Annotated in this window: 17 protein-coding genes; 12 read left to right on the top strand and 5 right to left on the bottom strand. The window is 43.6% G+C overall.

From position 1 onward, the window contains the following. The first annotated feature begins 197 nt into the window (after nucleotides 1-197). From H5164_RS08035 to H5164_RS08025, 3 genes are all read left to right on the top strand, one after another. Complete coding sequence (locus tag H5164_RS08035) at nucleotides 198-1,877, top strand: FAD-binding protein (protein WP_124015271.1); 1,680 nt, start codon at nucleotides 198-200, stop codon at nucleotides 1,875-1,877. A gap of 67 nt (nucleotides 1,878-1,944) precedes the next feature. Continuing rightward, nucleotides 1,945-2,301 (top strand): cytochrome c3 family protein, encoded by a 357-nt coding sequence (locus tag H5164_RS08030; protein ID WP_124015270.1) that lies wholly within the window; start codon nucleotides 1,945-1,947, stop codon nucleotides 2,299-2,301. A 65-nt stretch (nucleotides 2,302-2,366) separates the two neighbouring features. Then, a complete protein-coding gene (locus tag H5164_RS08025; RefSeq protein WP_124015269.1) occupies nucleotides 2,367-3,620 on the top strand; it encodes an OprD family outer membrane porin in 1,254 nt (417 codons plus the stop codon). Nucleotides 3,621-3,824: 204 nt separating this feature from the next. Here the strand turns inward: H5164_RS08025 and H5164_RS08020 are convergent, their stop codons facing one another. Continuing rightward, on the bottom strand, nucleotides 3,825-4,232 hold the full coding sequence (locus H5164_RS08020; RefSeq protein ID WP_124015268.1) for a VOC family protein: 408 nt from the start codon (nucleotides 4,230-4,232) through the stop codon (nucleotides 3,825-3,827). Between the two features lie 289 nt (nucleotides 4,233-4,521). After that, nucleotides 4,522-6,312 (bottom strand): flavocytochrome c, encoded by a 1,791-nt coding sequence (locus H5164_RS08015; RefSeq protein ID WP_124015267.1) that lies wholly within the window; start codon nucleotides 6,310-6,312, stop codon nucleotides 4,522-4,524. Between the two features lie 401 nt (nucleotides 6,313-6,713). Between H5164_RS08015 and H5164_RS08010 the strand changes: the two genes are divergently transcribed. From H5164_RS08010 to dauA, 8 genes are all read left to right on the top strand, one after another. Further along, nucleotides 6,714-8,681, top strand: coding sequence for an ATP-binding protein (locus H5164_RS08010; RefSeq protein WP_182755516.1), 1,968 nt, complete (start codon nucleotides 6,714-6,716; stop codon nucleotides 8,679-8,681). Continuing rightward, nucleotides 8,678-10,057: a sigma-54 dependent transcriptional regulator gene (locus H5164_RS08005; protein WP_182755514.1), complete on the top strand. Its 1,380-nt coding sequence runs from the start codon at nucleotides 8,678-8,680 to the stop codon at nucleotides 10,055-10,057. Before H5164_RS08010 ends, H5164_RS08005 begins: the two co-directional genes overlap by 4 nt. A 175-nt stretch (nucleotides 10,058-10,232) precedes the next feature. Continuing rightward, the gene (locus H5164_RS08000; RefSeq protein ID WP_182755512.1) at nucleotides 10,233-11,636 is read left to right on the top strand and encodes a TolC family protein; all 1,404 of its coding nucleotides are present in this window, start codon (nucleotides 10,233-10,235) and stop codon (nucleotides 11,634-11,636) included. Then, nucleotides 11,626-12,834: an efflux RND transporter periplasmic adaptor subunit gene (locus H5164_RS07995; protein WP_182755509.1), complete on the top strand. Its 1,209-nt coding sequence runs from the start codon at nucleotides 11,626-11,628 to the stop codon at nucleotides 12,832-12,834. The genes H5164_RS08000 and H5164_RS07995 overlap by 11 nt, the downstream gene beginning before the upstream one ends. A gap of 3 nt (nucleotides 12,835-12,837) precedes the next feature. Further along, nucleotides 12,838-15,999 (top strand): efflux RND transporter permease subunit, encoded by a 3,162-nt coding sequence (locus H5164_RS07990; protein WP_182755507.1) that lies wholly within the window; start codon nucleotides 12,838-12,840, stop codon nucleotides 15,997-15,999. 17 nt (nucleotides 16,000-16,016) lie between these two features. After that, the gene (locus H5164_RS07985) at nucleotides 16,017-16,700 is read left to right on the top strand and encodes a response regulator transcription factor (RefSeq protein WP_182755505.1); all 684 of its coding nucleotides are present in this window, start codon (nucleotides 16,017-16,019) and stop codon (nucleotides 16,698-16,700) included. A gap of 12 nt (nucleotides 16,701-16,712) precedes the next feature. Further along, on the top strand, nucleotides 16,713-17,969 hold the full coding sequence (locus H5164_RS07980; protein ID WP_182755503.1) for a HAMP domain-containing sensor histidine kinase: 1,257 nt from the start codon (nucleotides 16,713-16,715) through the stop codon (nucleotides 17,967-17,969). Nucleotides 17,970-18,239: 270 nt separating this feature from the next. Then, nucleotides 18,240-19,961 (top strand): C4-dicarboxylic acid transporter DauA, encoded by a 1,722-nt coding sequence (gene dauA / locus H5164_RS07975; RefSeq protein ID WP_124015260.1) that lies wholly within the window; start codon nucleotides 18,240-18,242, stop codon nucleotides 19,959-19,961. 63 nt (nucleotides 19,962-20,024) lie between these two features. Here dauA and H5164_RS07970 read toward each other — a convergent pair whose 3' ends face one another. From H5164_RS07970 to H5164_RS07960, 3 genes are all read right to left on the bottom strand, one after another. Continuing rightward, on the bottom strand, nucleotides 20,025-20,540 hold the full coding sequence (locus H5164_RS07970) for a DUF6702 family protein (protein WP_182755501.1): 516 nt from the start codon (nucleotides 20,538-20,540) through the stop codon (nucleotides 20,025-20,027). After that, nucleotides 20,540-22,996 (bottom strand): M1 family metallopeptidase, encoded by a 2,457-nt coding sequence (locus H5164_RS07965; protein ID WP_182755499.1) that lies wholly within the window; start codon nucleotides 22,994-22,996, stop codon nucleotides 20,540-20,542. The genes H5164_RS07970 and H5164_RS07965 overlap by 1 nt, the downstream gene beginning before the upstream one ends. A gap of 169 nt (nucleotides 22,997-23,165) precedes the next feature. After that, the gene (locus H5164_RS07960; RefSeq protein WP_182755497.1) at nucleotides 23,166-23,957 is read right to left on the bottom strand and encodes an ABC transporter substrate-binding protein; all 792 of its coding nucleotides are present in this window, start codon (nucleotides 23,955-23,957) and stop codon (nucleotides 23,166-23,168) included. Between the two features lie 196 nt (nucleotides 23,958-24,153). Between H5164_RS07960 and H5164_RS07955 the strand changes: the two genes are divergently transcribed. Beyond that, nucleotides 24,154-25,158: an NAD(P)H-quinone oxidoreductase gene (locus H5164_RS07955; protein WP_182755495.1), complete on the top strand. Its 1,005-nt coding sequence runs from the start codon at nucleotides 24,154-24,156 to the stop codon at nucleotides 25,156-25,158. Nucleotides 25,159-25,377: the final 219 nt, after the last annotated feature.

Raw genomic sequence — 25,377 nt, 5'->3', positions numbered from 1 at the left:
ATATGTCATACATTTAACGTATCAAATTTGGGGTTAACATTAACTATTATCATATTAAGACTTTTCCCCACTTTCTGAGCGAACCCTACTTTTGATGCAAGTAGAACACAGTAGCTCTGTACGGTTATGAGCGGGTCCAATATCGCAGTTAATGCTGTTGGACCCATTGTGACAGTGAGGGCAAAAGGAGTATGACAATGAGTAATAATGATTCAAAGAAGCCGGAAGCAATCGATCAATACACCGCGAATGTCCTGCAAAATGGTATTTCACGACGTAGCTTTTTAACTCGTGCTGCAGTGGGTACTGGCGCAGTTGCATTTACCGGTCTAAGTGGCGGAATGGCTTCTGCTGCAACAGATGAAGCCTGCCAAAACGCAGCTAAAAGTTCAGATGGCGGCGCAACGTTAGAGTTTATGCCTAAGCCGAAACCGATTTCTGACAGACTGATCGTATCGACACAAACGTTCGACGTGGTTGTGGTTGGTGCCGGTGCTTCAGGTGTTCCTGCGGCACTATCAGCGGCTGAGAATGGCGCTAAAGTTGCGGTATTACAAAAACAAGCGATTGTCGTTTCTCAAGGTAACACAGGTTCTGGTATTGATTTGGCCAACAGCGATAAGGCTGGTGTCGAAGCCATGGTTAGCCGTTTAATGAGCGACAGTGCTCACCGTTGTCACCCTGAACTTGTTAGAGAATGGGCGTATAACTCTGGTGAGGCAGTTTCTTGGGTTATCGATCGTGCTAAAAAAGGTGGCGCGCAAATCGTAGACCAAGGCACTAAAGTGCAACATGGTATTCGTGGTGTCACTGAACATAAGCTCAATTTTGTGACCTCATTTTGTGGCCCTAAGCCATATACCACAGGTGACGGCATGCGTGATTTAGCTAAAGTAGCTGAAAAAGCGGGTGTTAAATTCTTCTTCAACATGCCTGCACAACAACTAATCCAAGATGAATCTGGCAAAGTTATTGGTGTTATTGCCAAAGACCGTGATGGCAAATACCACAAATACCTTGCTAAAAAAGGTGTGATTTTGTCGTCTGGTGATTATCAGAATAACGAAGCAATGTGTAACTTCTTCATTCCTGATTTGAAGCATTTTGAACGCAAGCAAATGGATCGTACTGGCGATGGTTTCTCTATGGCTTACTGGGCCGGTGGCGTAATCGAACCTATCGGTCATACCAAAATGTTGCACGATTTTGATGCCGGTCCAGCTTCAATGTGTGATATGCCATTCCTTGCTGTTAACCGCAAAGGTAATCGTTTCGTCAATGAAACGGTTGAAATGTCATTGATGAATAACTACCTACGTGATGCAGAAAATGCGGGTAACTACTCTCAAGTCTTTGATTCTAACTACATGGACCAAGCTGCTAACTGGCCTGGAAAACTGTACTCACCTGAAGAAATGAAAATCTATATGCCTGAAGATCCAGCGCCTAAGGTCGGCGTGTTTGCATCTCAGACAAATACCTACTCAGCCAATACCTTGGAAGAGCTTGCAGTAAAACTGGAATGTGACCCTAAAACCTTCGTTGCCAATGTTAAGCGCTATAACGAGCTTTGCAAAACCGGTAAAGATGACGATTTTGGTAAGCCTTCATCAAAAATGCTTCCTGTTGTTAAAGCCCCTTTCTATGGCATTCACCGCCGCATGCGTATCTCAACCCTCTGTTCAGGAATGCTAGTCGATAAAAATCATCAAGCGCTTGATGCTGATGGCAACAAAATTGGCGGCTTATTCGTTATCGGTAACTTAGGTGGTGGCTTCTATGGTGGCGTTGATTACCCACTGACTGTATTCGGATTGTCACTAGGACGTTGTTATACGTTTGGCTACTTAGCAGGTAGGTATGTGGCCAAGCTATAAAACGAACACCCAGTTAAATGGATGCCTGACACTTGGCAACCTTCCCAATGAATAATGGAATAACACAATGAAGAAATTAACACTGCGCAACATCATGCTTTGTCTTGCATTGAGCTTTTTCGCAAGCGGTGCAATGGCAAACAATAACACCTTATTGGATCAAACTCATGCGGCTAAAGGACTCAAATGTGCTAGCTGCCACGGTAAAGCTGAAATTCGTGAACCTGTGACTATGTCTAAATGCGTGACATGTCATAACACCCAAAAGCTAGCAGCCAAAACCAAGAATGTGAAACCTACAAATCCACATGAAAATCGTCATTTTGGCACTGAAACTGACTGCCTTAAATGTCACAGCGTACACCAAAAGTCAGAGAACTACTGTGGCAGTTGCCACCTTCGTTTTGACTTTGTTGTGCCATAAGTCGGCCATTTGGCACCTTAATATCTCGACCATAAGAAAACTTAACAATAATTAGGATGAGAAAAATGATGATGAAAACAAAACTACTACCTTTGGTTGTGGCATGCCTAGCAGCAAGCCCAGCCTTTGCGGCCGAGCCAATGGCCAATTTATTTAATGACGGCAGTGTAAATGGTCAATTTCAATTATTTGACTTCCAACGTAACTTTGATGGCGATAGTACTGATCGACGTGATACATCATTCGGTGGTCTTTTCTACCTGCGATCCGGAGAAGCTAACGGTATAAGCTTTGGCAGTTCATTTGCTTCAGCTAACCCAATTTGGGATGCAAACGATGATGGTCTGTATGGCCTTGTTGGTGGTGGAGCGCCGGGCTCTAAGGTTGAACGTACATCTGTTAACCGTTTGCAAGAATACTTTGTTAGCGGCAACTGGTACGACACTAAAATAGTGGTTGGTGCGCAAGAGTTACGAACTCCCATGATGAACCCGTTCCCATTAAGAGCAATCCCGTTCACCTATCGCGGTGCCAGTATTAAGAATACCTCAATTGAGAACTTGGGCGTGTCAGCGCTGTATATCACTGATTACATGGGCTGGACCAACGAAGAGTTTGCTAGTGTGGCTGATGGTATCCGGGGGGAATTTGCACGTAAGGGCGTTTTCATCGATGTTGAAGACAACCCTATTTACGCCTTAGGTTTAGATTACAATCTGCCGTTAAATGCGGTCAAAGCCAAAACCAGTCTGTGGTACTACTCCATGGAAGACGTTTACAATCAGTATCATGTGAAATTGGACATGAGCGGTAAAATGGGCGCTGCCAACTGGTACTTCATTCCGTCTTATTTAAAACAAGACTCTACAGGTAAGCTAGATCAGAGCGCTGCACAGTTTGACACTTACCAGGCTGGGTTCCATTTAGGGATGAAATGGAGTGGGTTTGATGCCACGATTAAGTACGCAAAAACCGGTGATGGCGATGTTGTTGCCCCATTTGGTGATGAAAAAGTGATCATTCAGCAGGTGGTTCAGTCTTCGCGTGCTAATGAAGAAGGTTACGGTGCTCAGCTAGCATACAACTTTGCACCTGACTCTGCTCTCAGTGGTGTGAGCACATATCTTAACTGGGCTAGTTATCAGATTGATGGTGATTCAAGTAAAGACATTGATGAAACCGACTTGTCTGTTACTTACGATCTTTCTCAGTTTGTAAATGGTCTAAGTGTACGCGCACGTCATGCCATTGTTAATTACTCTACAGGCGATGACCTAACTGACACTCGTTTTTACGTCTACTATAAATTTGCTTTGTAATTGGGTTACAGCATATAGACTAGCTCTAAAATAGAGTGACGTTTTGTTAAGCCAGTTGGAATATCCAACTGGCTTTTTTATGTCAGTTAGCTTGCACAATATGTGGTTTAGGTTGTCAGCATAAAATGATTTACGCTGATTTCCTCGGTGTAAGAATCAAGTGTGTCGTTATAATTTTGCTGGAATTATGAATGGTTTAATTATCTATTTCGGATGTTTATCATTTAACTGCAGTAAATCCCAAAGATTGCCATAAAGATCTTCAAATACCGCCACAGTGCCATAGTCTTGCTCTTGAGGCGGGCGCACAAACTTAATCCCATCAAGTTGCATGCGGTTATAGTCGCGCCAAAAGTCATCGGTATTCAAAAAAAGAAATACCCGTCCGCCAGCTTGGTTACCAATAAAATCATGTTGCTCTGGTTTTGATGCCCGCGCTAACAGCAAAGATACCCCGTTTGAACCCGGAGGTGCGACTACAACCCAGCGTTTGTCTTGTTCTGCTTGATAGGTGTCTTCAATCAATTCAAACTTCAATTTATTGACATAAAAATCGATGGCTTCATCGTAATCATTCACCACTAGCGCGATGTGAACTATAGACTGTTTCATTATTATCCTTTGATAGCTTTGTAAGTTAGCGTTGTATATTAGCTAGTGAGTTAATGCAAAATTTACTGTGCCATCGATTATGCATTAATTAACCTGAACTCGGGATAACAAATGCCTCGCAAACAGCCCTTTGCCTTGCTAACTGCGTTATTTTTTACATGAGAAGACTTGCAACAGGCCCGCTATTGACGCGTTAATTGGTTAGGTTTGGAGATATTGACGCATAAAAAAAGCCACAGTAATGAACTGTGGCTTACTGATACTAGCGAGTCAGTTAATTCTAAATCGATTAGTTCTTTTTAGAATATTTTGCCGCTTCTTCACCTGCTAAGCGACCGAAGGTGATGATGCCTGAAATTGCATTGCCACCTAAGCGGTTAGCACCATGAACACCACCAGTGACTTCACCAGCGCCATACAAGCCAGGTATAACCTGTTTCTGAGCATTCATGACTTCAGTTTTGGTGTCGATCATCACGCCACCCATAGTGTGGTGAACCCCAGGTGTCACTTCGATTGCATAGTAGTTACCTTCGTTTAGTGCACGAGGTAGATTTGGACGCTCAAAATCAGTGTCTTTACCGCTGCTCACTAAGCTATTATAACGTGCAACTGTTTCGGTTAACGCTTTACCGTCAATACCTTCCATCTTGCCTAATTTCACTAAGCTGTCTGCCGATGGTGCAACACCTAAACCAATATACTTATCGATTTTAGACAGTGATTTACGTACAGAGTCATCAAAAATCAAATAAGCTGATTTACCCGTTTGCGCTAAGATTGCCGCAGATGCTTTATCACGAGTGGTAATTTCGTTGACGAAACGCTTACCTTCACGGTTAACCAAAATCGCACCATTACCACGTACCGCTTCAGTGACCATTACGCCACCTTTTACTGATAGTGTTGGATGAGCTTGGATGTATTCCATGTCTTTCAAAGCGCCACCGGCATTTTCAGCCACATCCAGACCATCACCTACAGCACCAGGTTGGTTAGTAGAGATAAAGCCTTTTAATGAAGGATCAAGCTTAGCGACACGTTCGTTATTTTTAGCGAAACCACCCGTTGCTAAGATGACTGCATCGGCTTTCACCCAGTAGTAACCTTTATACATTCCCTTAACCAGAATACCTTTCACTTTGCCGCTGTCATCTTTAAGTACTTCAATGCCACGAGTGTTCATGCGTAAGTCGATATTGCGTTTTACGGCATTATCATAAAGCACTTGAACAACATGAGCACCCACACCTGCGCCACCAGTTGGACGGTGTGCACGCTTAACCGATGCACCACCCATCATGCCAACATCGGTTAAATCGGCGCCCATTTTGGTCATCCAATCAACTGAGCCTTTAGAGTGTGAGCTTAAGACTTCAACTAATGCTGGATCGTTTATATCACGGCCGCCTTTCATGGTGTCTTTGAACATTAGCTCAGGGCTATCTTTAATTTCTTTGGCTTTTTGTTGATCAGTCCAAGCAGCGTTCATACCACCTGCAGCCAATTTAGCGTTACCGCCGATAACAGGCTCTTTTTCAATCAGAATGACTTTCGCACCATTATCTGTTGCCGATATTGCCGCAGAGAAACCTGCGCCACCAGAACCAACAACCACTACATCAACCGTATCGTGAGGTGCACTAGCAAGAGCAGCCTGACGTTCTGCTTTATCTTTGGCCAGTTCAGCAATAGTGGGTTCGTCACGTTTCCATTTTTTAGCATATGGCATATTGAAATCGAAGCTGTGGCAAGAATCACAGTACACCATCGATTTTTCGTGCGCGCTGTGACATGAGGTACAAGCCACTTCACCGGGAAAATGTGAAGCATGAGCATTGTAATGTTCATGTTTTGTGGTTTCAGCCACTTCAGCTAAAGTGCCATGGCAAGAAACACATTGGGCATTTTCATAGGTTAAGCTGTCGTTTGATAGCTCGCCATCTGGAGTATGACAGCTATCACACTCTTGGTTTTGCTCATGGAATTCAGCTAAGTTATCAGCCGCAACAGCGTTGCCCATTAGGCCTGCTGTGCCCATTAGCGTGGCAAGGCAGACTGCAAGTTTCATTTTTTTCATTTTTGCTCCTCCTTCTAAACCTAATGATGCTTAGTTGATTAGGTATAAAAGCCAGTTATTGTTTTAGTGTGGCTGAAGTGAGATCACTTCACTTTAAAAGTTCGGTCTAAAATTAGGTGTTAAGTTGTTCAGCGGTTACTTCTGCTTACCTTAATCTTTATCCATGCCACTAAAACCAGCAATAAGATAAACACCAGCAGTGACAGAAATGACAACTCAATCACAAGCATGAAAAGGTGCTATGCAAAGATGCATAGCTATAAGGGCGTGTATGCACTTTTGCATAGCTTATGTGGCGCTAGATCACATCGAATTAATATTTAGGTAAAAGGTACATAATGATTTACTAATTCGCGGAATGCGGCACAGTTTCAAATGAGCGAAATAGTTAATATCGCAGTATGAAGATCCTATTACTATTAGTTATTACCCTCACTTTTCCTGCATTCGCGCAAGACAGCATTGTGCTAGGTGTGCATTCAAAAACAGCGCCATTAGAGTGGCGTAATAACGGAGTGGATCAAGGATTTAACATTGAGTTGATGGATAGAATTGGTCAGCTTACTAACAAGCGCATTCTTGTGCGGCGTAAGAGTTTTCAGCAATTAGTTCAAGATGTGTATAACCCTAACAGTGATATTGACGTGATTGTTGTGGTGAGCCCGGTGAACATGGATCGCAAGTTAGCTCAATCTGATCCTATCTATGCCACCCACGCTAAAGCTTATACTTTGCAGGGTAAGGGGTTAATTAACAGTTGGGCAGATTTAATTGGTAAGCGGGTGGCCATTAAAAAAGGCGCTTTTGTTGATGTGTTTTTATCTGACCATTTGCAAAATTTCGACCGCGTGGATGTTGATTTGTATGAAACCGGTTTTCAATTACTGATTAAAAATCAAGTCGACGTGGTGATTGCTGAAAGCTTTGTTGCGCGGCGTTTACTTCCGCTGTATCCATCGGTGCGCAGTTCGAGTGATGCACTCATTTATGGCGCGTTTAATTTTGTCGCTAATGAGTCGAAAACAGAACTCATGTATCAAATTAATGAAGCGCTTAGGCAGTTAAAATTATCAGGCGAATACGACCGACTGGTTAATAAATGGTTTGGTACCGGGCGTGAAAAAGTGGATTTAACCTCTTCTGAAAAGCGCATGTTTGCTCTAGCCATTTTAGTGGCGATTATTTCTGCTATCGGGATGATTTTCACCGGATTGATAAGCGCTAGTTTACGCCGTCATACTAAAGCCCTTGATGCCGAACTCATTCAGCGCAGGCGCATTGAAGCTGAGATATCTGAATTATCTAAACAGTTCCAATCTGTTCTCGATGGCATCCCCAATGGCGTAACCATAGTAAACCAAGACTTGCAGCATTTATGGAGTAACGATAACAATATTCATTTGTTAGATTCAGCAGCATTTTACTATATCGACAACCATGCATTTGTTCTTAAAACGGCGGTGCTCGAGGTACTCTCTAGCCAAACCCCTTTGATTGCAGAGATGCGCTATCAACAGCAGTTTTGGCAATTACAAATCCATCCTATTGCAGAAAAACAAGTGGTGATTCTACTTGAGGAAACCACTGAACAGCATAGATTGAGGCAAGCAAATGAAGAAGTTAGCCGCTTAGCGTCACTAGGCGAGTTGTCTGCGGGAATTGCTCATGAAATCAATAATCCAACCGGCCTGATTGTGCATGCGGTATCATTATTTACCGCGGCCTTAAAAGACTTAACCCCAGCAGCAAGGCACTATCAGCAACAAAATCCTTTTTGGCTTATTGCAGGATTACCCCCAGATGTTGCCATTGAAGAGCTTCAGTACAGTTGCGGCTCTATTGAAGAGGGCGCCAAACGTATCAGCCGAATTGTTAATGACTTAAAACGTTATGCCATGCCGCACATTGCCGATCAATATGCTCGAGTATGCCTAAATGACGTGGTTCAAGTTGCCCAGCGTCTTACTGCCAATCAAACCAAGGTCCATCAGATCAGCATGAGGTTATGTCAACCTAGTCCTATAATTAAGGGCGATGCGCAACAGTTACATCAGGTATTAATCAACCTTATTCAAAATGCTTGTCATGCCTGCACTGAACAACATGGCGAGATTATTATAGAAACTCGCATTGCTGGCAATACGGCAATATTGAGCATTATCGATAACGGTTGCGGCATGAATAGCGCCACGCTCAAACGTATTACCGAGCCCTTTTTTACCACCCGTCGCAACGAGGGCGGCAGTGGTTTGGGTTTATCGGTATGCAGCAAAATAATTAAAGAGCATCAAGGCGAAATGCAGATGCAGTCGAGTATAGGCAAAGGCACGCAAATTAGTCTGATTTTTACATTGGAACAATACATATGAAACTGGCCAGAAATATTCTGTTAATCGACGACGAAGCCGCCTGGTTACGCACACTCGCGATAACCCTTAACCGTCTCGTTCCTGAGGCTGACATAGATACTTGTCTAGACAGCCGTCAAGTACACAGCCGCTTACAAGTGGGTGATTATGCGCTAGTACTGGTCGATCTTACTATGCCATTTCACTCTGGCGAAGAGCTATTAGCGATGATCCGCAGTGACTTTCCCAATACTCGGGTGATTATTGTGACTGGGGTGAATGAGGTTGATACCGCAGTGCGCTGTATTAAAAATGGCGCTTATGACTACTTTATCAAAACAGACAATGTCGATAATCTCGCGCGTACGGTACGCCGAGCGCTAGAAGTGGTTGGGCTTGAAAGAAACTACCTGCATATCAAAGAAAAATTCTTAAGTCGTACTTTAGATAACCCGCAAGCGTTCAATAATATTTTAACTTGCGAGCCACAGTTATTAGATCAATTTCGTTATCTTGAAGCCGTATCTTGTAGCCCTGAACCCTTGCTAATTTATGGTGAAAGCGGCACTGGCAAAAGCGAGTTCGCCAAATCTTGCCATGCGCTTTATAACCCGAATGAACCTTTTATTAGCATTAATCTTGCCGGTATTAGTAGCGAGTCCTTTGAGCAAAAAATGAGTGGCCAGCTGTATCATCACCATAATGGCGAGCTTGAAGCGGTTGCAGGCCTATTGCATCAAGTAGGAAGTGGGGTGCTGTATTTGAATGAAATAGGCGCGTTGCCTCTGGATGCACAAGTTAAGCTATTAGCGCTGTTAGACACTAAACAATATTACCCTTTAGGCAGCGACACCGCTTATCCGGTTAAATGTAAGTTTGTGGTATCGACTCAAGATGACTTACTCAAACTACACCAAGCAGGTGAGCTTAGAAGCGATTTACTCTACCGCTTACGGGCTCATAAAATTAAATTACCACCGTTAGCAGAACGGCAGTTAGACATTGCTATGTTAATCAATCATTTCATCGCTCTTGCTGCCGCTGAAATGAATCTACCTGCGCCTATTCAGCCTCCCGATTTAGCGCCCAAGCTCGCCAGTTATGATTTTCCTGGTAACCTTCATGAACTCAAAGGCATGGTTTTTGATGCTGTGAGCAGAAGTGATGGCATAGCGCTTAATACCTCTGCTTTTATGGAAGCGATTAATGAACACAAGTCATTAACGGCAGCGCCGCAAGATCGCATTATTTTTCCCAAACAACTGCCCACGATAGCGCAGATGAACCAAGCACTAATGGACGAAGCCATGAGCCGCACTGCCAATAACCAAACCGCAGCAGCGCAAATACTGGGTATTAGTCAAAGTGCGCTGAGCCGCCGACTTAAAGGGAGTTAGAGCTAAATACAGAATATTTATAAATATAATTTTGTTCGTATTTACGCTTTTCGCATTTCAATATGGCTCCTTGAGATTCATTTACCTAACAACGTTCACCTTAACCTCGCCTTAACCCCTCCATCGGTATGCTGGTGCCATTATTGTGTAATACACAGGTTTGGGGATGCAGTTGATGATGGTAAAACCGGCGCTACGAAAAGCGATGCTGGCACTGATGGTGACGAGCCTGTTGGGCTGCAGCAGTGTCGATAATGTCAATTACGCTGACCGAGCCAGTCAAGCTGAGGCGGATACGAGCCAACGTTTAATTGAGCAGTTGCTGCTGGCCTCAAAGACACAAGATGTGCCGACACAATCGATAGCGCGTTTAACTGACTTAGTTAATGTGCCTGAGTTGCAGAGCTTTATATCTGCTGCTTTGCAGAATAACCCTAGTTTGCAACAAAGCGTAGTGGCATTGAAAATGGCCTATGCCCAACACGGTATTACTTCTGCTAGCCGTTTGCCGTCAGTAGATGCCAGCTTTAGCGGCACTTCAACCGAAGACAGCGATGACAGTTATACCACTGATATTACCGTGAGTTGGGAGCTGGATTTATGGCAAAAAATTGCTGACAGCAGCAACGCTGCATTAAAAGACATTGCCAGCACGCAAGCCAGTCTTCAAAGCGCGCAAGACTTAGTCGCCGCCAACGTGATGCGCAGTTGGTTAGACATTAGCCTTAAACAACAACTTGTGGCGATTGAAACCCAGCGTTTAACGGTATTAGACAACAATAAAGCACTTATTTTAGCGCGTTATCGTGTTGGCTTAGGCAGTTTAGAAGATCTCGATAATGCCAATACTAGTGTCGCCAGTACACAAGCTACCTTAGCCGATTATCAACAACAGCTTGCCCAAAGCAAGCGTGATTTGACCTTGCTTACAGGGCAATGGACCGGCAACGATTTAGCGGTAAACATTACTGCGGAATTTCCTGCAGTGTTGAATCCCATTAACTCACTAGGGCAACAAAATCTAAGTCAACGTCCTGATATTAAAACTGCATTTTACAATATTGAAGCCGAAGTATTACGTACCGATGCCGCCTATAAGGCTATGCTGCCGTCGATCAGTTTATCAGCCAGTTTGACCGACATGGCGCAGTCGCCAACAGATGCATTACTCACCGGACCTTTATGGAGTGTGCTGGGGCAATTATCTGCGCCCTTGTTCCAAGGTGGCAAATTATCATCACAAGCTGAGTTAGCCCAATTAACCACAGAGCAGCGCTATTGGGTCTATCAAGAAACCCTATTAAATGCGGTTAACGAAGTGGAAAACACTGTGGGCCAAGAATACTCCCTCGCCAAACAACAACAGCATTTAATTGAAGCGCAACTCAGCGCCGAGCGCAGTTTTGTCAGTTACGAGCAAAAGTATCGTCAAGGCTTAGTCGACATTTTTGATTTACTAACCGTGCAACAGCAAACCTTTGATGTTGAAGCGCAACTTGCTAACACCATTTATAACCGTCTTATAAACCGTATTGATTTAGGCCTAGCGTTGGGCTTAGGGGTATTACATGAAGTTTAATCGTCTAAACGTTATTGTCACCGTATTATCATTGGGCAGTATTTTTGCTACCTTAGGTTATACCGTCTCGCAATTACCGCCTGCGCCTAACCAACAAGCATCCGCTACAGAGCAACCTATTAACCCAGTGGCGAGTACAGCAGCAATCTCATTATTACCTCAAGTGGGGGTAGTGGCTGTCAACGGACAACAATATCAAGCTGAAGTCATCGGTTTTGGTGAAGCAAGACCACGTTATGAACTCACGCTAAGCGCCGAAGTAAGCGGTAAGATTGACAGTGTTCATCGTCAATTTGAATCCGGTCTGGTGATTAAAAAAGGCACAGTATTAGGCCAAATTAATGATATCAGTTATCAGCAAGCATTAACGCAAGCGCAAACCGATGTCGCCCAGGCTGAGCTCGATTTACTCGAGGAACAACGCCAAGGTGAACAAGCAAAATCAGAATGGTTACGTTCAGGTTTTTCTGGTGAGCCTGAATCACCGTTAGTGCTCAGAACACCACAATTAGCCCAAGCGACTGCCGCATTAGAGAACGCCAAGTTAATCCTTAAAAAAGCTAAGCAAGATGTGGCTTATACCAAGATTACTGCGCCATTTGATGCGCTAGTGGTGAGTCGTGATATTCAGCCCGGAAGTTATGTACAAACCGGCACCCAACTGGGCACTTTATACAGCGTTGCAGACGTTGAAATTAATGTGCCATTGTCAGATTTACAGTGGCAAAACCTGCCAGAGTTTGACAATGCACAGCTTGCTAAAACCCCTTGGGATGTCACCTTGTACAGCGCCGATGGCCGTAACCAGTGGCAAGGTTATATTGAGCGGGTTGAACAACATTTAACCCAAACTAGTCGTCAACGTTCATTAATTGTGGTGGTCGACAATCCACTCACGCAACAAACTCACTTGTATCCAGGCACCTTTGTTAAAGCACAAATCAACGGCAAATCATTAAGTGATTTATGGCAATTACCGTCGTCGGCTATTTCACAACAAGGTGATATTTGGTTTATCAATGATAGCAGTCAATTGGCTAAATCAGCTGCCAATATCGCCTTTGAAAAAGACGGTTTTGTGTATGTATTGCCTATTGTTAGTGAGCAAAGAGGTCGACCGAGCTTAATCCAAATTGTTAAGCGCCCTTTAAGCAGCTTTAAAGTGGGCACTAAGGTGCTTGCTAAGTTAGAGGTTTAAGCCATGTCGGGATCTCAATCTACACATTCAGGGGCGATAGCCTGGTTTGCTAGAAATTCAGTAGCGGCTAACTTGCTATTAATTGCCATGATAATCGTGGGTCTTTTCTCCTTAGGCAGCTTACGCAAAGAGGCCTTTCCGAGTTTAGAACCCGACAGGGTGACAGTGTCGGTGACTTACGACAGTGGCGACCCAGTGCTGGCTGAAGAAGGCATAGCAATTAAAATTGAAGATGCATTAGAAACCGTGCCGGGCATAAAACGGATAACGTCAACATCCAACGCCAATGGCAGTAGTGTGATAATTGAGAAAACCAGCGCTTATGATTTAGACACTTTACTCACTGATATTAAAACCAATGTCGATGCGATTTATAACTTTCCTAGTGAAGCTGAAAAACCCGTTATTGATAAAATGCGCATGCAAGATCATGCCTTGTGGATTGAGATCTACGGCGATGCTGACCGCGCGACGTTGCAGGCATTAGCCGAACAACTTAAATCGGATTTATTAAGTCAGTCAGCTATTCACGATCTCGAGATTAAAGCCAAAGCTGAGCCGATGATTTCTATAGAAATTGATGAAGCTAAGTTGCAAGCCTATGGACTGACGTTTGCCTCCGTGGCCAGTGCTGTGAATGCCGAATCGTCAGCATCCATTTCGACTAGCCTATATAACGACAACAAAACCGTGCGGCTAAAAGTATCACAGCAAGCTTACCAATTAGATGATTTTATGGCGATTCCGGTGATCACCAACAGTCAAGGTTCGCTGATAACCTTAGGTGATATTGCGACTATTAAAGACGGTTTTGCCGACGATACCTTTGTGTTGTCGCGTTATAACCAAGCTAACTCAAGCGCGATTGAAATTGTGATGGACGAAAATGGCGATATTGTTGATATTGTAGAGCAAGCTAAGCAAGTCGTCGAAAAATGGCGCAGCTCTAATGTATTACCCGACAACGTCAGTATTGCTACTTGGCATGACAAAAGCACGCTGATTATCGAACGCTTAAGCTTATTGGTTAAAAATGCCTTGAGTGGTATCGCTTTGGTATTCATTATTTTAGCGTTATTTTTAAACTTGCGAGTGGCATTTTGGGTTGCTGCAGGGTTACCGTTTGTGTTCTTCGGCACCTTGTTTTTTATGAGCAATACTTTTGCTGGCTTAAGCCTAAATGAAATGACCACTTTTGGATTTATTATGGCGCTGGGGATTGTCGTCGATGATGCCGTGGTGGTGGGCGAGAGTGTTTATAGCACTCGGCAAAAATACGGCGACAACATCGACAACACTATCAAAGGTACTTTAAAAGTGGCGACCCCAACGATATTTGGTGTGTTAACCACAGTAGTCGCTTTTGTTGCCTTAGCTAATGTTGAAGGTAATTTAGGGCAGATTTATGCCCAGTTTGGTACTGTCGTCGCCATTTGTTTGATGTTGTCGTTGGTTGAATCTAAATTTATTCTACCGTCACATTTAGCGCATATTAATACTCAAAAAAGTGCCAAGAAATCATGGTTTAATCATATCCAACATGCTGCCGATAGTGGCTTGCAGTGGTTTAGTCGAGTGATTTATCAGCCACTTATTGAGTTTGCATTACGGTTTCGTTATGCGGTGGTATTGCTGTTTATCGCACTGTTTATTGTGGTTGCAGGTATGCCGATAACGGGTAGTGTGCGAGTAGCATTTTTCCCTGATATTGCTGGCGACACTGTTGTTGCCGACTTTTCGATGCAAAATGACGCCAGTTTTGGCCAGACCTATAAAAATTTAATGACCTTAGAAACTGCTGCAAAACAAGTCGATGCTCAGCTGGTGGCCGAACAACAGCATAATAAGGACAGCTATTTAACCAGTTTGCATGTTATGGCAAGCAGCAGTGACTCGGGCCAAGTTCAGGTTGAGTTAGCGCCAGACAGTCCTTATAGCCTCAAAGAATTTAGCCAAAAATGGCTTGAGCTTGTTGGCCAAATGGAAGGCATAAAAAAGCTGAAAATATTATCGAAGCAAGAAATGCTCGATAATTTTAAAGTGGAAATTAAAGCCAGCGATACCGATTCCGTCTTTGCTGTTGGCCAAGCGATAAAAGCGCAGCTAGAAACCATGGATGGCGTCAGTGGTATCGATAACAATTTAGACATAGGCGAGCCGCAATATCGTTTTGAATTATCCGCGCAAGGTCGTGCCCTAGGATTTGACACCGAAACCTTATCGAGCCAGATATTGCAGTCATTTGGCGGCGGTGTAGTACAGCGTTTTCAACGTGGTAAAGATGAGGTAAAAGTTCGAGTACGTTACCCTGATGAAGATCGTCAAACCATCGAAGATATTAAGCTTGCCAATGTTCGAACTAGCGACGGTACTATTGTGCCATTAAGCCACGTGGCGCAGATTTTTAATGATTACCAACCGTCGAACATTACCCGTATTGACAGTCAACGGGCGGTATACATCAGTGCTGTACTAGACAAAGATAAAATTGCCTCAAACGAGCTTGTTAGTCAGCTAAAGCAGACGTTAGTGCCGCAGTTAGCAGTGCAATACCCCGGTGTGAGTTTCAATTTTGCCGGTGAAGCTGAGCAACAAGCTGAAACCACAAGTTCGATAGGGTCGATGTTTGTGCTGGCGTTAATTGCCATTTATGCCTTGCTAGCCATCCCGTTAAAATCATACATACAACCGGTGATTATCATGACCGCGATTCCGTTTGGTATTGTTGGCGCCATTTTAGGCCATTGGTGGAATGACTTAACCATTAGTATTTTATCGTTAAATGGTATTTTGGCCTTAAGTGGCGTGGTGGTAAACGACAGTCTATTGCTGGTATCGCGCTATAACGAGTTGATTAAAGAAGAGGGTTTGTCGGTACACGATGCTATTGTTGAGTCATGTACCAGCCGGCTTCGTGCGGTATTGCTTACCTCAGTGACGACCTTTGCTGGTTTAGCACCTTTGTTAGGCGAAACCTCATCACAAGCACAGTTTTTAATACCTGCTGCGGCAGCGCTGGGTTATGGTATTTTATTTGCTACCGTCATCACCTTGATTTTGACGCCATCTTTGTTGCTCATTCAATGTGAGTCAAAAGCATTTATCAATCACGTTATGGCTAAACTGCGCCCAAATCATCATAAGACTAGCTCAGTGGCGTCGTAAACCGAGGAATATATTCGATGTTCACCGACAAGTTGCAGTTGTTATTGGTTGAAGACGATCTTGATTTAGCTACGGCGGTGATCGATTACCTAGAGCTAGAAGGTATTCTTTGTGACCATTCTGCCAATGGCAGTGCAGGGCTGAATCTGATTTTACTCAATCGCTATGATGCAGTGATATTGGATTTGAACTTACCTAAAATGAACGGTTTGCAAGTGTGTGAATCTTTGCGGCTGCAAGGTATCGATGTACCAGTACTCATGCTTACCGCGCGCGACACGCTTAACGATAAGCTCGACGGCTTTGCCAAAGGTGCTGATGATTACCTCATTAAGCCGTTTGCAATGGAAGAGCTCATTGTACGCATTCGAGTATTATCCCGTCGCCGAAGTGGTCAAGCTATGCGCCTGACCGTGGCCGATTTGGTCCTCGATTTGCAGCAGAAGCAGGCATTTCGCAATGGAGTAGGCTTAAAGCTATCGCCGACAGCGTTTAAAATTTTAGACGTGTTAATACGAGCGAGCCCTAACCCTGTGTCGCGTGAAAAACTGATGCAAAGTGTGTGGGGAGATGACCAACCAGACAGTAATAGTTTAAAAGTACACATGTTTAATTTACGTAAACACCTTGATGGCAACCAGGAACTCAAGTTGCTGCATACCGTTAGTGGTCATGGTTTTGCCATTAAAGATAACCAGTAGGATAGCCATTAGATGAAATTAACTCCGAGCCTGCGAATTTTTGTACTACTGGTCATGTTGTTTACTGGTATTAGTACCATTTTAATTTTATCGATGCTCAGTGTGCACTATTTTATTTCTGGTATGGACCAAATCTTACAATCTACCATGTACGCTCAAGCACAAGATCAACAGGTTATCGATGGTCAGCCGAAAACATCACATTTTTTTACGGTGGCTTCACGTTGGCAAGACCTACCCGAAGAGATCCAACAAAATATTAAGTCTGAGCCTAGCGAGTCTAACGTCTTGTATAAAAAAATTATTGGCGGCTCGCCCATTACGCCCCCTGTAAAAGGCTTTTTTGTTATAAAAGTGCTTAAAGGCAATGAGGTGCGATATGTCTCCAGTATTTTTGACAGTAAAGCTGGCACTATGTCTCCTCCTAAAGGCATTCCCTTTTTTGTGGTGATATTAGCGACTGCAATTTTAGGTATTGTGATGTTTACTATCGTGTTGATGTTAATGATGCGAAAAGTGGCGCGGCCAATGAAGCGTTTAAGAACTTGGGCGAAAGGATTAAATAGCCAGCAATTAGCTCAGCCAATACCCGACTTTCATTTTAGCGAATTAAATACCTTAGCCGATATTGTTAAAACGAGTTTAGGCACTGTGCAGGAAAGCTTAGATCGTGAGCAACAATTTTTAGGCTATGCCAGCCATGAGTTACGCACCCCAATAGCGGTTATTCGGACTAATACTGAATTACTGCAAAAGCTGATAAGCAAAGGTGGTAGCGCTGAAAAGCAAGCCCAAGTGCTTAACCGTATTGAACGTGCAGGGCTCACCATGACAGATCTCACCGAAACCTTATTGTGGTTAACCCGGCGCGAAGGTAAAAGCTTACCCTTGAACGACGTTAATCTGGGTCAGCTTATTCGTCAGCTTGTGCAAGAGTTAAGGTATTTAATCCACGGCAAAAATATTGAAATCAGTATTGAAACCGATGACTCAACTCATCAACTGCCTGATACTCTCTGTCGAATTATTATCACCAATATAATCCGTAATGCTTTACAGCACACTATTGAGGGCAGCGTAACCATTCGTCAATCGTCCAGATTGGTGAGTATCGCTAATCAGTGTGACTCTTATGCAGATAGCTTTGAAGAGCTCGGCTTTGGTTTAGGGCTTGAGTTAACCACTAGACTCATTACGCAATATGACTGGGATTATCAAAATCTAGATACTAATCGCGGCCACAAAGTGTCTATCGATTTTAGCCGTTAAAATTGCTCTTTAACATTAGGCTACAGGGGGAAGGTAGCCATTGTTTACACTATCAATCACTATGAATATCTACCTAGCTAAAGCCAGCGACACCATCGCTGGCTTTTTTGCGGGTCATTTGTGATTACGTCAATTCAGATAAAACCAATCGTTATAATGTGATTATAATTACATTATCATTAGGTGTTAACTTAATTCGATTGTACTGCAAAGTAATCGGCCTATAATGAGGGGTATCTTGACGCCGTACTAGGTTATGGGATCGCTGCAATGAAATACCTCACACATTTATTTTCTCTTCGTATTGGGCATGCGCTCAGAGAGTCGTTAAAAGACGCTCCCTACAAAGCCAATGCATTCTCTAAAGATTTATTAGCTGGTTTAACGGTTGGCATTATTGCCATTCCACTGGCGATGGCACTGGCAATTGCTATTGGTGTTGCACCGCAATACGGATTATATACCGCCATTATTGCCGGGTTTATTATCCCGCTGACCGGTGGATCACGTTATAGCGTATCTGGCCCGACTGCGGCGTTTGTGGTGATCCTTTACCCCATAGTGCATCAATATGGTCTGTCTGGATTATTGCTAGCGAGTATTTTGTCTGGAGTGATACTCATCGCTATGGCGTTGTTACGCCTAGGTCGCTATATCCAATATATCCCTGAGTCAGTCACCTTAGGGTTTACCGGCGGTATTGCGGTAGTGATTGCTGTGCTGCAAGTTAAAGATTTTTTCGGTCTAAGCATCAGTGACATGCCTGAAAATTTTGTCGGTAAAGTTGCCGTATTAACGCAAGAATTACCGACATTGTCATTGCCGACACTGGTGGTGGGGTTAAGTGCGTTAGTGATGTTTATTTTGTGGCCTAAGCTCAAGTTACCTGTGCCAGCACATCTTCCGGCTGTGGTGGTTGCTAGTCTGGTGGCGCTAGTGCTCAATCAGCAAGGCTTTCCTGTTGCGACGATTGGTTCTACTTTTAGTTTTACTTTCGCCGATGGTTCAATTGGCGCCGGTATTCCATCCATGTTGCCTGATTTTCAATGGCCTTGGCTGCGGACCCAGTCGGGCGAATTACCTATTGAACTCAGTTGGCAATTGGCTAGCGATTTATTATCGGCGGCATTTGCGATTGCCATGTTGGGGGCAATTGAATCATTACTGTGTGCTGTGGTGCTCGACGGCATGTCGGGTAAAAAGCACAGTGCTAATAGCGAACTGCTCGGCCAAGGTATCGGTAACATTATCGCGCCATTTTTTGGCGGTATTACTGCTACAGCGGCCATTGCTCGTTCAGCGGCTAATTATAAAGCTGGCGCGGTGAGTCCGGTAGCAGCGATGATCCATGCACTGGTGGTATTAGTGTCTTTGTTATCGCTGAGTACTATTTTGGCGTATATCCCCATGGCGGGCATGTCGGCATTACTCATTATGGTGGCTTGGAATATGAGCGAAGCCCCTAAGATTGTGCATCTTATAAAAAAAGCGCCCGCAAGCGAGGTGCTGGTATTGCTGGTGTGCTTGTTATTGACCATCTTCTTCGACATGGTGATTGCGATCAGTGCGGGGATCATTTTGGCGTCGTTGTTGTTCATGAAACAAGTGGCTGATATGACCAAGGTGCAAGACATTAGCGAGCAGAAAAAGCATATTCATGTTGAATTACCGCCGCGTTGGAAAGTCTTTAAAATCAATGGTCCGTTATTTTTTGCCGCCGCGGACAGTGTCTTTGGTGAGTTGGCGCATTTGAGCGCTGATCAAGATGGGGTGGTGTTGTATTTCGATGGGGTGTCTATCTTAGATTCTGGTGGTGTTTCTGCATTGTACAAGTATATTGCGAAATGTAAGCACCACAATACCCGAGTATTGCTCGCGGATTTTCAATTTCAGCCACTTAAAACCTTAGCTAAAGCAGGCTTTAAGCCAGATGGCGTGCAGTGTGTTACTTACTCAACCTTGGCCGATGCACTCGATGATGTGGTCAGATAGAAATAAAAAAGCGCCCTACTGAACATCAATAGGGCGCTGGATATTGGCTCGAGCTATCAGTGTTTATTCGCTGGCTTTTGCCACTTCAATGTAATGCCAAGAATCTGCAATATGCAGTCTTGCTGAGGATACGTGTTTATTGCGCTCAACATTAATGTGGTTAGTTTGTTCTGACCACAATTCTTGAAGGGTCGTCATCTTAAGATAAAACCCCTCCATATTAGTGGTGATCGGTGTTTCCTGATAAACCCACAAATACTTACCCTGTAACTCAGTGCCCACATAGGTCAGGGTTAACGGATGTTGCTGCTGATCCTGCATCGAAAATGTCGATATAGCGTAATATGCAAAAGCTTCACGACTCACGGGATCGCTAATCAAATCGGCATTGCTATCTATTACTTGTTGAGCAGCATGCTCAGCGTCGTGCAAGTAAAATCGATGCTGAATTTCCAGCATACCGCTGCGCTGATTAAACACAATACTGGTGTAGGCTTCTTTTTGCTGGTGGCCATGGGCTTGGCCAGCCAATAAACTTAAGCCAATAACACTCAGTAATATTAGAACCAATTGACGCATTACTTTTTCTTCACTTTAATTTCAGGATCTTTCAGGGCTTCTTTATTGTCATGCATGATATCGCGATACTTATTACCCTTACGCTCTTCCTCTTTAAAGGCTTCAATGCGTGATGGGATAATTTGACGAGGATAATAGTTATTTTCAATATCCACATCGGCAGTTTCGCCGCGACGATCAACCACAGCAGACACTAATACATTATCTTTGTCGGTCACAATCAGTTTACTGACTTCAAACGGTGAGCGGCGCCAAATTTCAGCTGGCAGCACCAATGACTCGGTATCACCATTTTCAAACGTGAGTTCGAGCAAAATTGGCATCACTAAACCACCAAGATTGGAGAAGTTAAACACATAGTAGTTTTTATCTTCTTTCAATGCCCGCGCCAAGACTTGTTGCTCCCACGGATCCAGTTCGGCGTGTTTTTTGTTGTACTTGTTACGATCTTTATTGGTGACGCTGAATTGATCATGTTGGTCATGATAATCAGTATTACCTGGATTAAGTTCTACCCAGGTTTTTTGGCCACTTTGTTGATTACGTTCAACCGAATAAGGCATAGGTTTATCGTTATAATCTTGGCGACGACGATCAAAATCAATATCAGGATTATTGCTGTCTAAGCGCAGTTTATAAATACGATCTAGCGAGATATCGACATGATCTGTGGTGTAAAACCAGCCACGGAAAAACCAATCTAAATCAACCCCAGAGGCTTCTTCCATGGTGCGGAAAAAGTCGCTTGGTGTCGGGCGCTTATTCATCCAACGACGGCTGTACTCTTGAAAGGCAAAATCAAATAGCTCACGGCCTAATATCACTTCACGCAAAATGTTTAATGCAACAGCAGGTTTAATGTAGGCATTAGGACCAAGCTGCAACACACTGTCTGACTGAGTCATAATCGGAACTTGGACATTAGACTTCATGTATTCAATAACATCAGTTGGCTCACGTCCCCAAGATAAATTAGGATCCCATTCGCGGGTGGCAATGCCGTCTAAAAAGCTGTTTATGCCTTCATCCATCCAAGTCCATTGACGCTCGTCCGAGTTGACTATCATCGGAAAATAGTTATGACCGACTTCGTGGATCACCACGCCGATTAAGAATTGTTTTTCAGCCAAGGTGTATGTGCGACTGCCATCTTCATGCCAAATAGTACGTGGGCCATTAAAGCTGATCATCGGGTATTCCATGCCGCCAACGGGACCATTAACACTGATCGCTGCAGGGTAGGGATAATCGAAGGTAAAGCGTGAATAGACTTCAAGTGTATGAATCACTGCCGCTGTTGAATATTGCTGCCACAGTTCGCCACCCTCTTTAGGATAAAACGACATCGCCATTACATGTGGATTTTGGCTGTTTTTTTGTTGGTAGCCTTGAGCGTCCCAGATAAATTTACGTGATGATGCCCAAGCAAAGTCGCGCACATTTTCGGCTTTAAAATGCCAGGTTTTAGTGCCTTTGGCTGTACTCGATTCATTGGCTAGAGCTTCGTCTTTAGAAACAATAAATACTGGTTTGTCAGCTTTTTTGGCGCTATCTAAACGCTTGAGTTGTTCAGATGACAGCACGCTTTTACTGTTTTGGAGCACGCCGGTAGCGGCCACAATATGGTCACTAGGTACTGTCATGCTCACATCGTAATTACCAAACTCGAGCGTAAACTCGCCGCTGCCTAAGAATTCTTTGTTATGCCATGCTTCGTAATCTGAATAACTGGCGACTCGCGGAAACCACTGCGCTAATAAGAAGATGTCATTGCCGCCTTCACGATTATCGTCTGGAAAATGCTCATATCCAGAGCGAGCACCTACGGCATCTTCTTCTAAAATATTGTAGCCGTAATTAATGCGCAGTTGCGTCGATTGCTTGCTGTTTAGGGGGGTCGGTAAGTCGACCCGCATTTGAGCGCCAACTATGGTGTATTTCAGTGGTTTTTTATTGGCACCGGTTACCGCCGCAATTTGGTAACCCAAGTTATTGTCGGCTAAAAATTGTTGGCGACGAAGATCTTGCAGGCTGATCTTTGCAAATGCGCTATCGCCATAAGTGTTCTCAGCCCTAACGCTCCCATCAACCCCATAAAAGGCGCTGCTTCGTTCAGCAATTGAGTCAGATTTAAAACGATTTTGTTCTAATTGGAACCACAGATATTTAAGCGTATACGGAGAATTATTATGATAGGTAATGACTTGCTCACCTTGAATAGCACGCTTTTGTTCATCTAATGTGACATTGATTTTATAATCTACTTGTTGTTGCCAATATTCTTTACCTGGTTCGCCAGCAGCATTGCGATAATCATTTGGTGTGGGAAGGCTCTCTTCAAGTTGACGAAATTTGTCGTCGAACCGACCTTTACTTTGGACAATTTCTGAAGCCGAACTGGTGAAGATTGCTGAACTGGTCAATGCCAATATCAGCAAGTGAAGATACACGCGCATAAATACTCCTATGACTTCAGCAAGCTGATGCCATTAATCCCAAAATGATGATTTATTATTTTTTTGTTGGCGCAGTGTAACGAAAATGACAAGGTTATGCAGTGAGAAGAATGTTACTAAGTTTTGCACCTTGCTGATGCCAATTCCCTCTGGCATAAAAACAGCGAGTTTAATCAAAGATAGGTAAAAACTTTTGCAGGTTTTTATAGCGGGCGTCGGCTGAGGTGACTTCCGGTAATATTTTGTATTTATCCATAATTTGCTTATATTCGCCATTGGCTTTTAGCATCTGTATGCCGCGGTCAAAAGCGCTCACATAGGCTTTATTTTGCGGGTTAAAACCAATATATAAAGGAACCGGTTTACCTATAGTGCCTGCATAACGAAGTTGTTGATTTAAGTTTAGTTGACTTGCGGTGTACTCAATGACATTTTTGTTGTCGATAATCACCGAGTGGCGGCCTTTTATAAGGCGAATAATGTTCATCGCGATAGGGTCATTACCCGAGGCAAAATAGGTGCTCGGGTGGGAGTTAAGCCATGTATCCAGTTCTTTGCCATATTGGTAGCCAGTGACAACGGCAACCTGTTGGGTATTATTGAGGTCGGATATTTGCTCAAATGACTCAGTGCTGTCAACTAGAGTATAAAAGTCGTTACTTTTATAGCCCACAATCACATCATTACTCAGTAATTGATAGTTGCCTATCGCTTTTTTAGACAATCCAATAACAGCATCGACATTGTTCCTTTGAAGTTCAAGCATGACTCGTTTAAAAGGGGCTATCATAAATTCAACAGGTTGATTTTGAATTTCAAAAGCGCGACGAGTCAATTCCACAACATAACCAGTGTTAGTATCACAGGCATAGGGACACCAAATATCTGAGGCAATACGAATTGGCGCGGCATGGGCGTGAATACTGAAAACAGACAGTAAAATGAACAGGTACTTTAGCAAGTATTGTGCTCCATGGGATGAACGGGCGCGTATAGTAATTGTTTAAAGTGAAGAGGCAATCTTTTTTTGATTAAAAAAGATACTATTTAAGTATTTACTAACAAATATGTTCATATTGTGAACAGCTACAGTGTGCCAATAACAGATAATTAACATTGGTTACTTTTTAACTGCAATTAACCGAGAGAATATTTTTATGGCGACATTAGATAGACAATTTACTCATGTGATGGTTGAGCTACCTGGCGAACCAAGCGTGATGACCATGGCACAATCAACGCTTGCGATGCCATCTGCGGGTCAAGTGACGATTAAGGTCCATGCTGCTGGAGTGAATGGCCCAGACATTAAACAGCGTGTGGGGGCTTATCCACCGCCAGCAGATGCTAGTCCAATCCTAGGTTTAGAAGTGGCCGGTGAAATTGTTGCCGTGGCAGATGATGTAACTCAGTGGCAGGTCGGCGACAAAGTGTGTGCGTTAGTGCCTGGTGGTGGTTATGCCGAGTTGGTTAACACTTATGCTGCCCATTGCTTACCTATTCCTACCGGTTACAGTTACGTACAAGCGGCAGCTCTGCCAGAAACCTTTTTTACCGTGTGGGGTAACTTATTTATTCGTGGCGGGCTTAAAGCAGGTGAAACCGTACTGATCCATGGTGGATCTGGCGGTATCGGCACGACCGCAATCCAAATGGCCAGTTGCTTAGGTGCTAAGGTATTTGCGACTTCTGGTAGCGCTGAAAAATGCCAATATTGTTTGGATCAAGGGGCCAGTGTGGCCATTAATTATAATGAAGAGCATTTTGTCGAACCTATCTTGGCGGCAACGGATGGCCTAGGGGTCAATGTGATTATGGACATTGCTGGTGGCGACTTTATTAATGAAAATCTCAAAGCCATAGCCACTGATGGGCGTATGGTGTCCGTCGCGATGCAACGGGGTCCTCAGGCAAATGTAGATATTTTTCGCATTATGGCAAAACGGGTAGTGTGGACAGGTTCAACATTACGACCACAAAGCGTGCAAAATAAAGCGCAAATTGCTCAAGGCTTAGCGCAATATGTATGGCCATTATTAAACAGTGGTGAAATGAGTATTCCTGTAGATAGCGTATTTGCTTTTGCTCAAGTCGTCGAGGCACATCAGCGTATGGAATCTGGGCAACATAAAGGCAAGATTGTATTAAATCTACAAGCCTAAGCCGCGGCGTTATGTGTGTGCCGATCCATTCGGAATATTTATCAGCATATATTTTGCTAAAAAACTTGAAGCTTGATTTTTTTAAGCTAAAGTCGTCAAGACAAAGTGGTTAGCCTAAAAGTGGCTAATTGCCTTTGTGGACGATTATTTTGTGAGAAAAAAGACAGTAAAGTGTTAAAAATCGACTACGACGGACATTTTTATGCGATTACTTGAAAA

This window comes from Shewanella sp. SG41-3, assembly GCF_014164545.1.
Classification (GTDB): Bacteria; Pseudomonadota; Gammaproteobacteria; order Enterobacterales; family Shewanellaceae; genus Shewanella; species Shewanella vesiculosa.
The sequence above is the reverse complement of the archived record's forward strand: the minus strand, read 5'-3'. Positions and strand labels throughout refer to the sequence as shown.

Coding starts and splice junctions, on each gene's coding strand:
- H5164_RS08000 (WP_182755512.1), top strand. CDS start 10,233: ATGATGGTAAAACCGGCGCTACGAAAAGCGATGCTGGCACTGATGGTG.
- H5164_RS07990 (WP_182755507.1), top strand. CDS start 12,838: ATGTCGGGATCTCAATCTACACATTCAGGGGCGATAGCCTGGTTTGCT.
- H5164_RS08010 (WP_182755516.1), top strand. CDS start 6,714: ATGAAGATCCTATTACTATTAGTTATTACCCTCACTTTTCCTGCATTC.
- H5164_RS08025 (WP_124015269.1), top strand. CDS start 2,367: ATGATGATGAAAACAAAACTACTACCTTTGGTTGTGGCATGCCTAGCA.
- H5164_RS07955 (WP_182755495.1), top strand. CDS start 24,154: ATGGCGACATTAGATAGACAATTTACTCATGTGATGGTTGAGCTACCT.
- H5164_RS07995 (WP_182755509.1), top strand. CDS start 11,626: ATGAAGTTTAATCGTCTAAACGTTATTGTCACCGTATTATCATTGGGC.
- H5164_RS08005 (WP_182755514.1), top strand. CDS start 8,678: ATGAAACTGGCCAGAAATATTCTGTTAATCGACGACGAAGCCGCCTGG.
- H5164_RS08015 (WP_124015267.1), bottom strand. CDS start 6,312: ATGAAAAAAATGAAACTTGCAGTCTGCCTTGCCACGCTAATGGGCACA.
- H5164_RS07980 (WP_182755503.1), top strand. CDS start 16,713: ATGAAATTAACTCCGAGCCTGCGAATTTTTGTACTACTGGTCATGTTG.
- H5164_RS07965 (WP_182755499.1), bottom strand. CDS start 22,996: ATGCGCGTGTATCTTCACTTGCTGATATTGGCATTGACCAGTTCAGCA.
- dauA (WP_124015260.1), top strand. CDS start 18,240: ATGAAATACCTCACACATTTATTTTCTCTTCGTATTGGGCATGCGCTC.
- H5164_RS07985 (WP_182755505.1), top strand. CDS start 16,017: ATGTTCACCGACAAGTTGCAGTTGTTATTGGTTGAAGACGATCTTGAT.
- H5164_RS08035 (WP_124015271.1), top strand. CDS start 198: ATGAGTAATAATGATTCAAAGAAGCCGGAAGCAATCGATCAATACACC.
- H5164_RS07970 (WP_182755501.1), bottom strand. CDS start 20,540: ATGCGTCAATTGGTTCTAATATTACTGAGTGTTATTGGCTTAAGTTTA.
- H5164_RS08020 (WP_124015268.1), bottom strand. CDS start 4,232: ATGAAACAGTCTATAGTTCACATCGCGCTAGTGGTGAATGATTACGAT.
- H5164_RS08030 (WP_124015270.1), top strand. CDS start 1,945: ATGAAGAAATTAACACTGCGCAACATCATGCTTTGTCTTGCATTGAGC.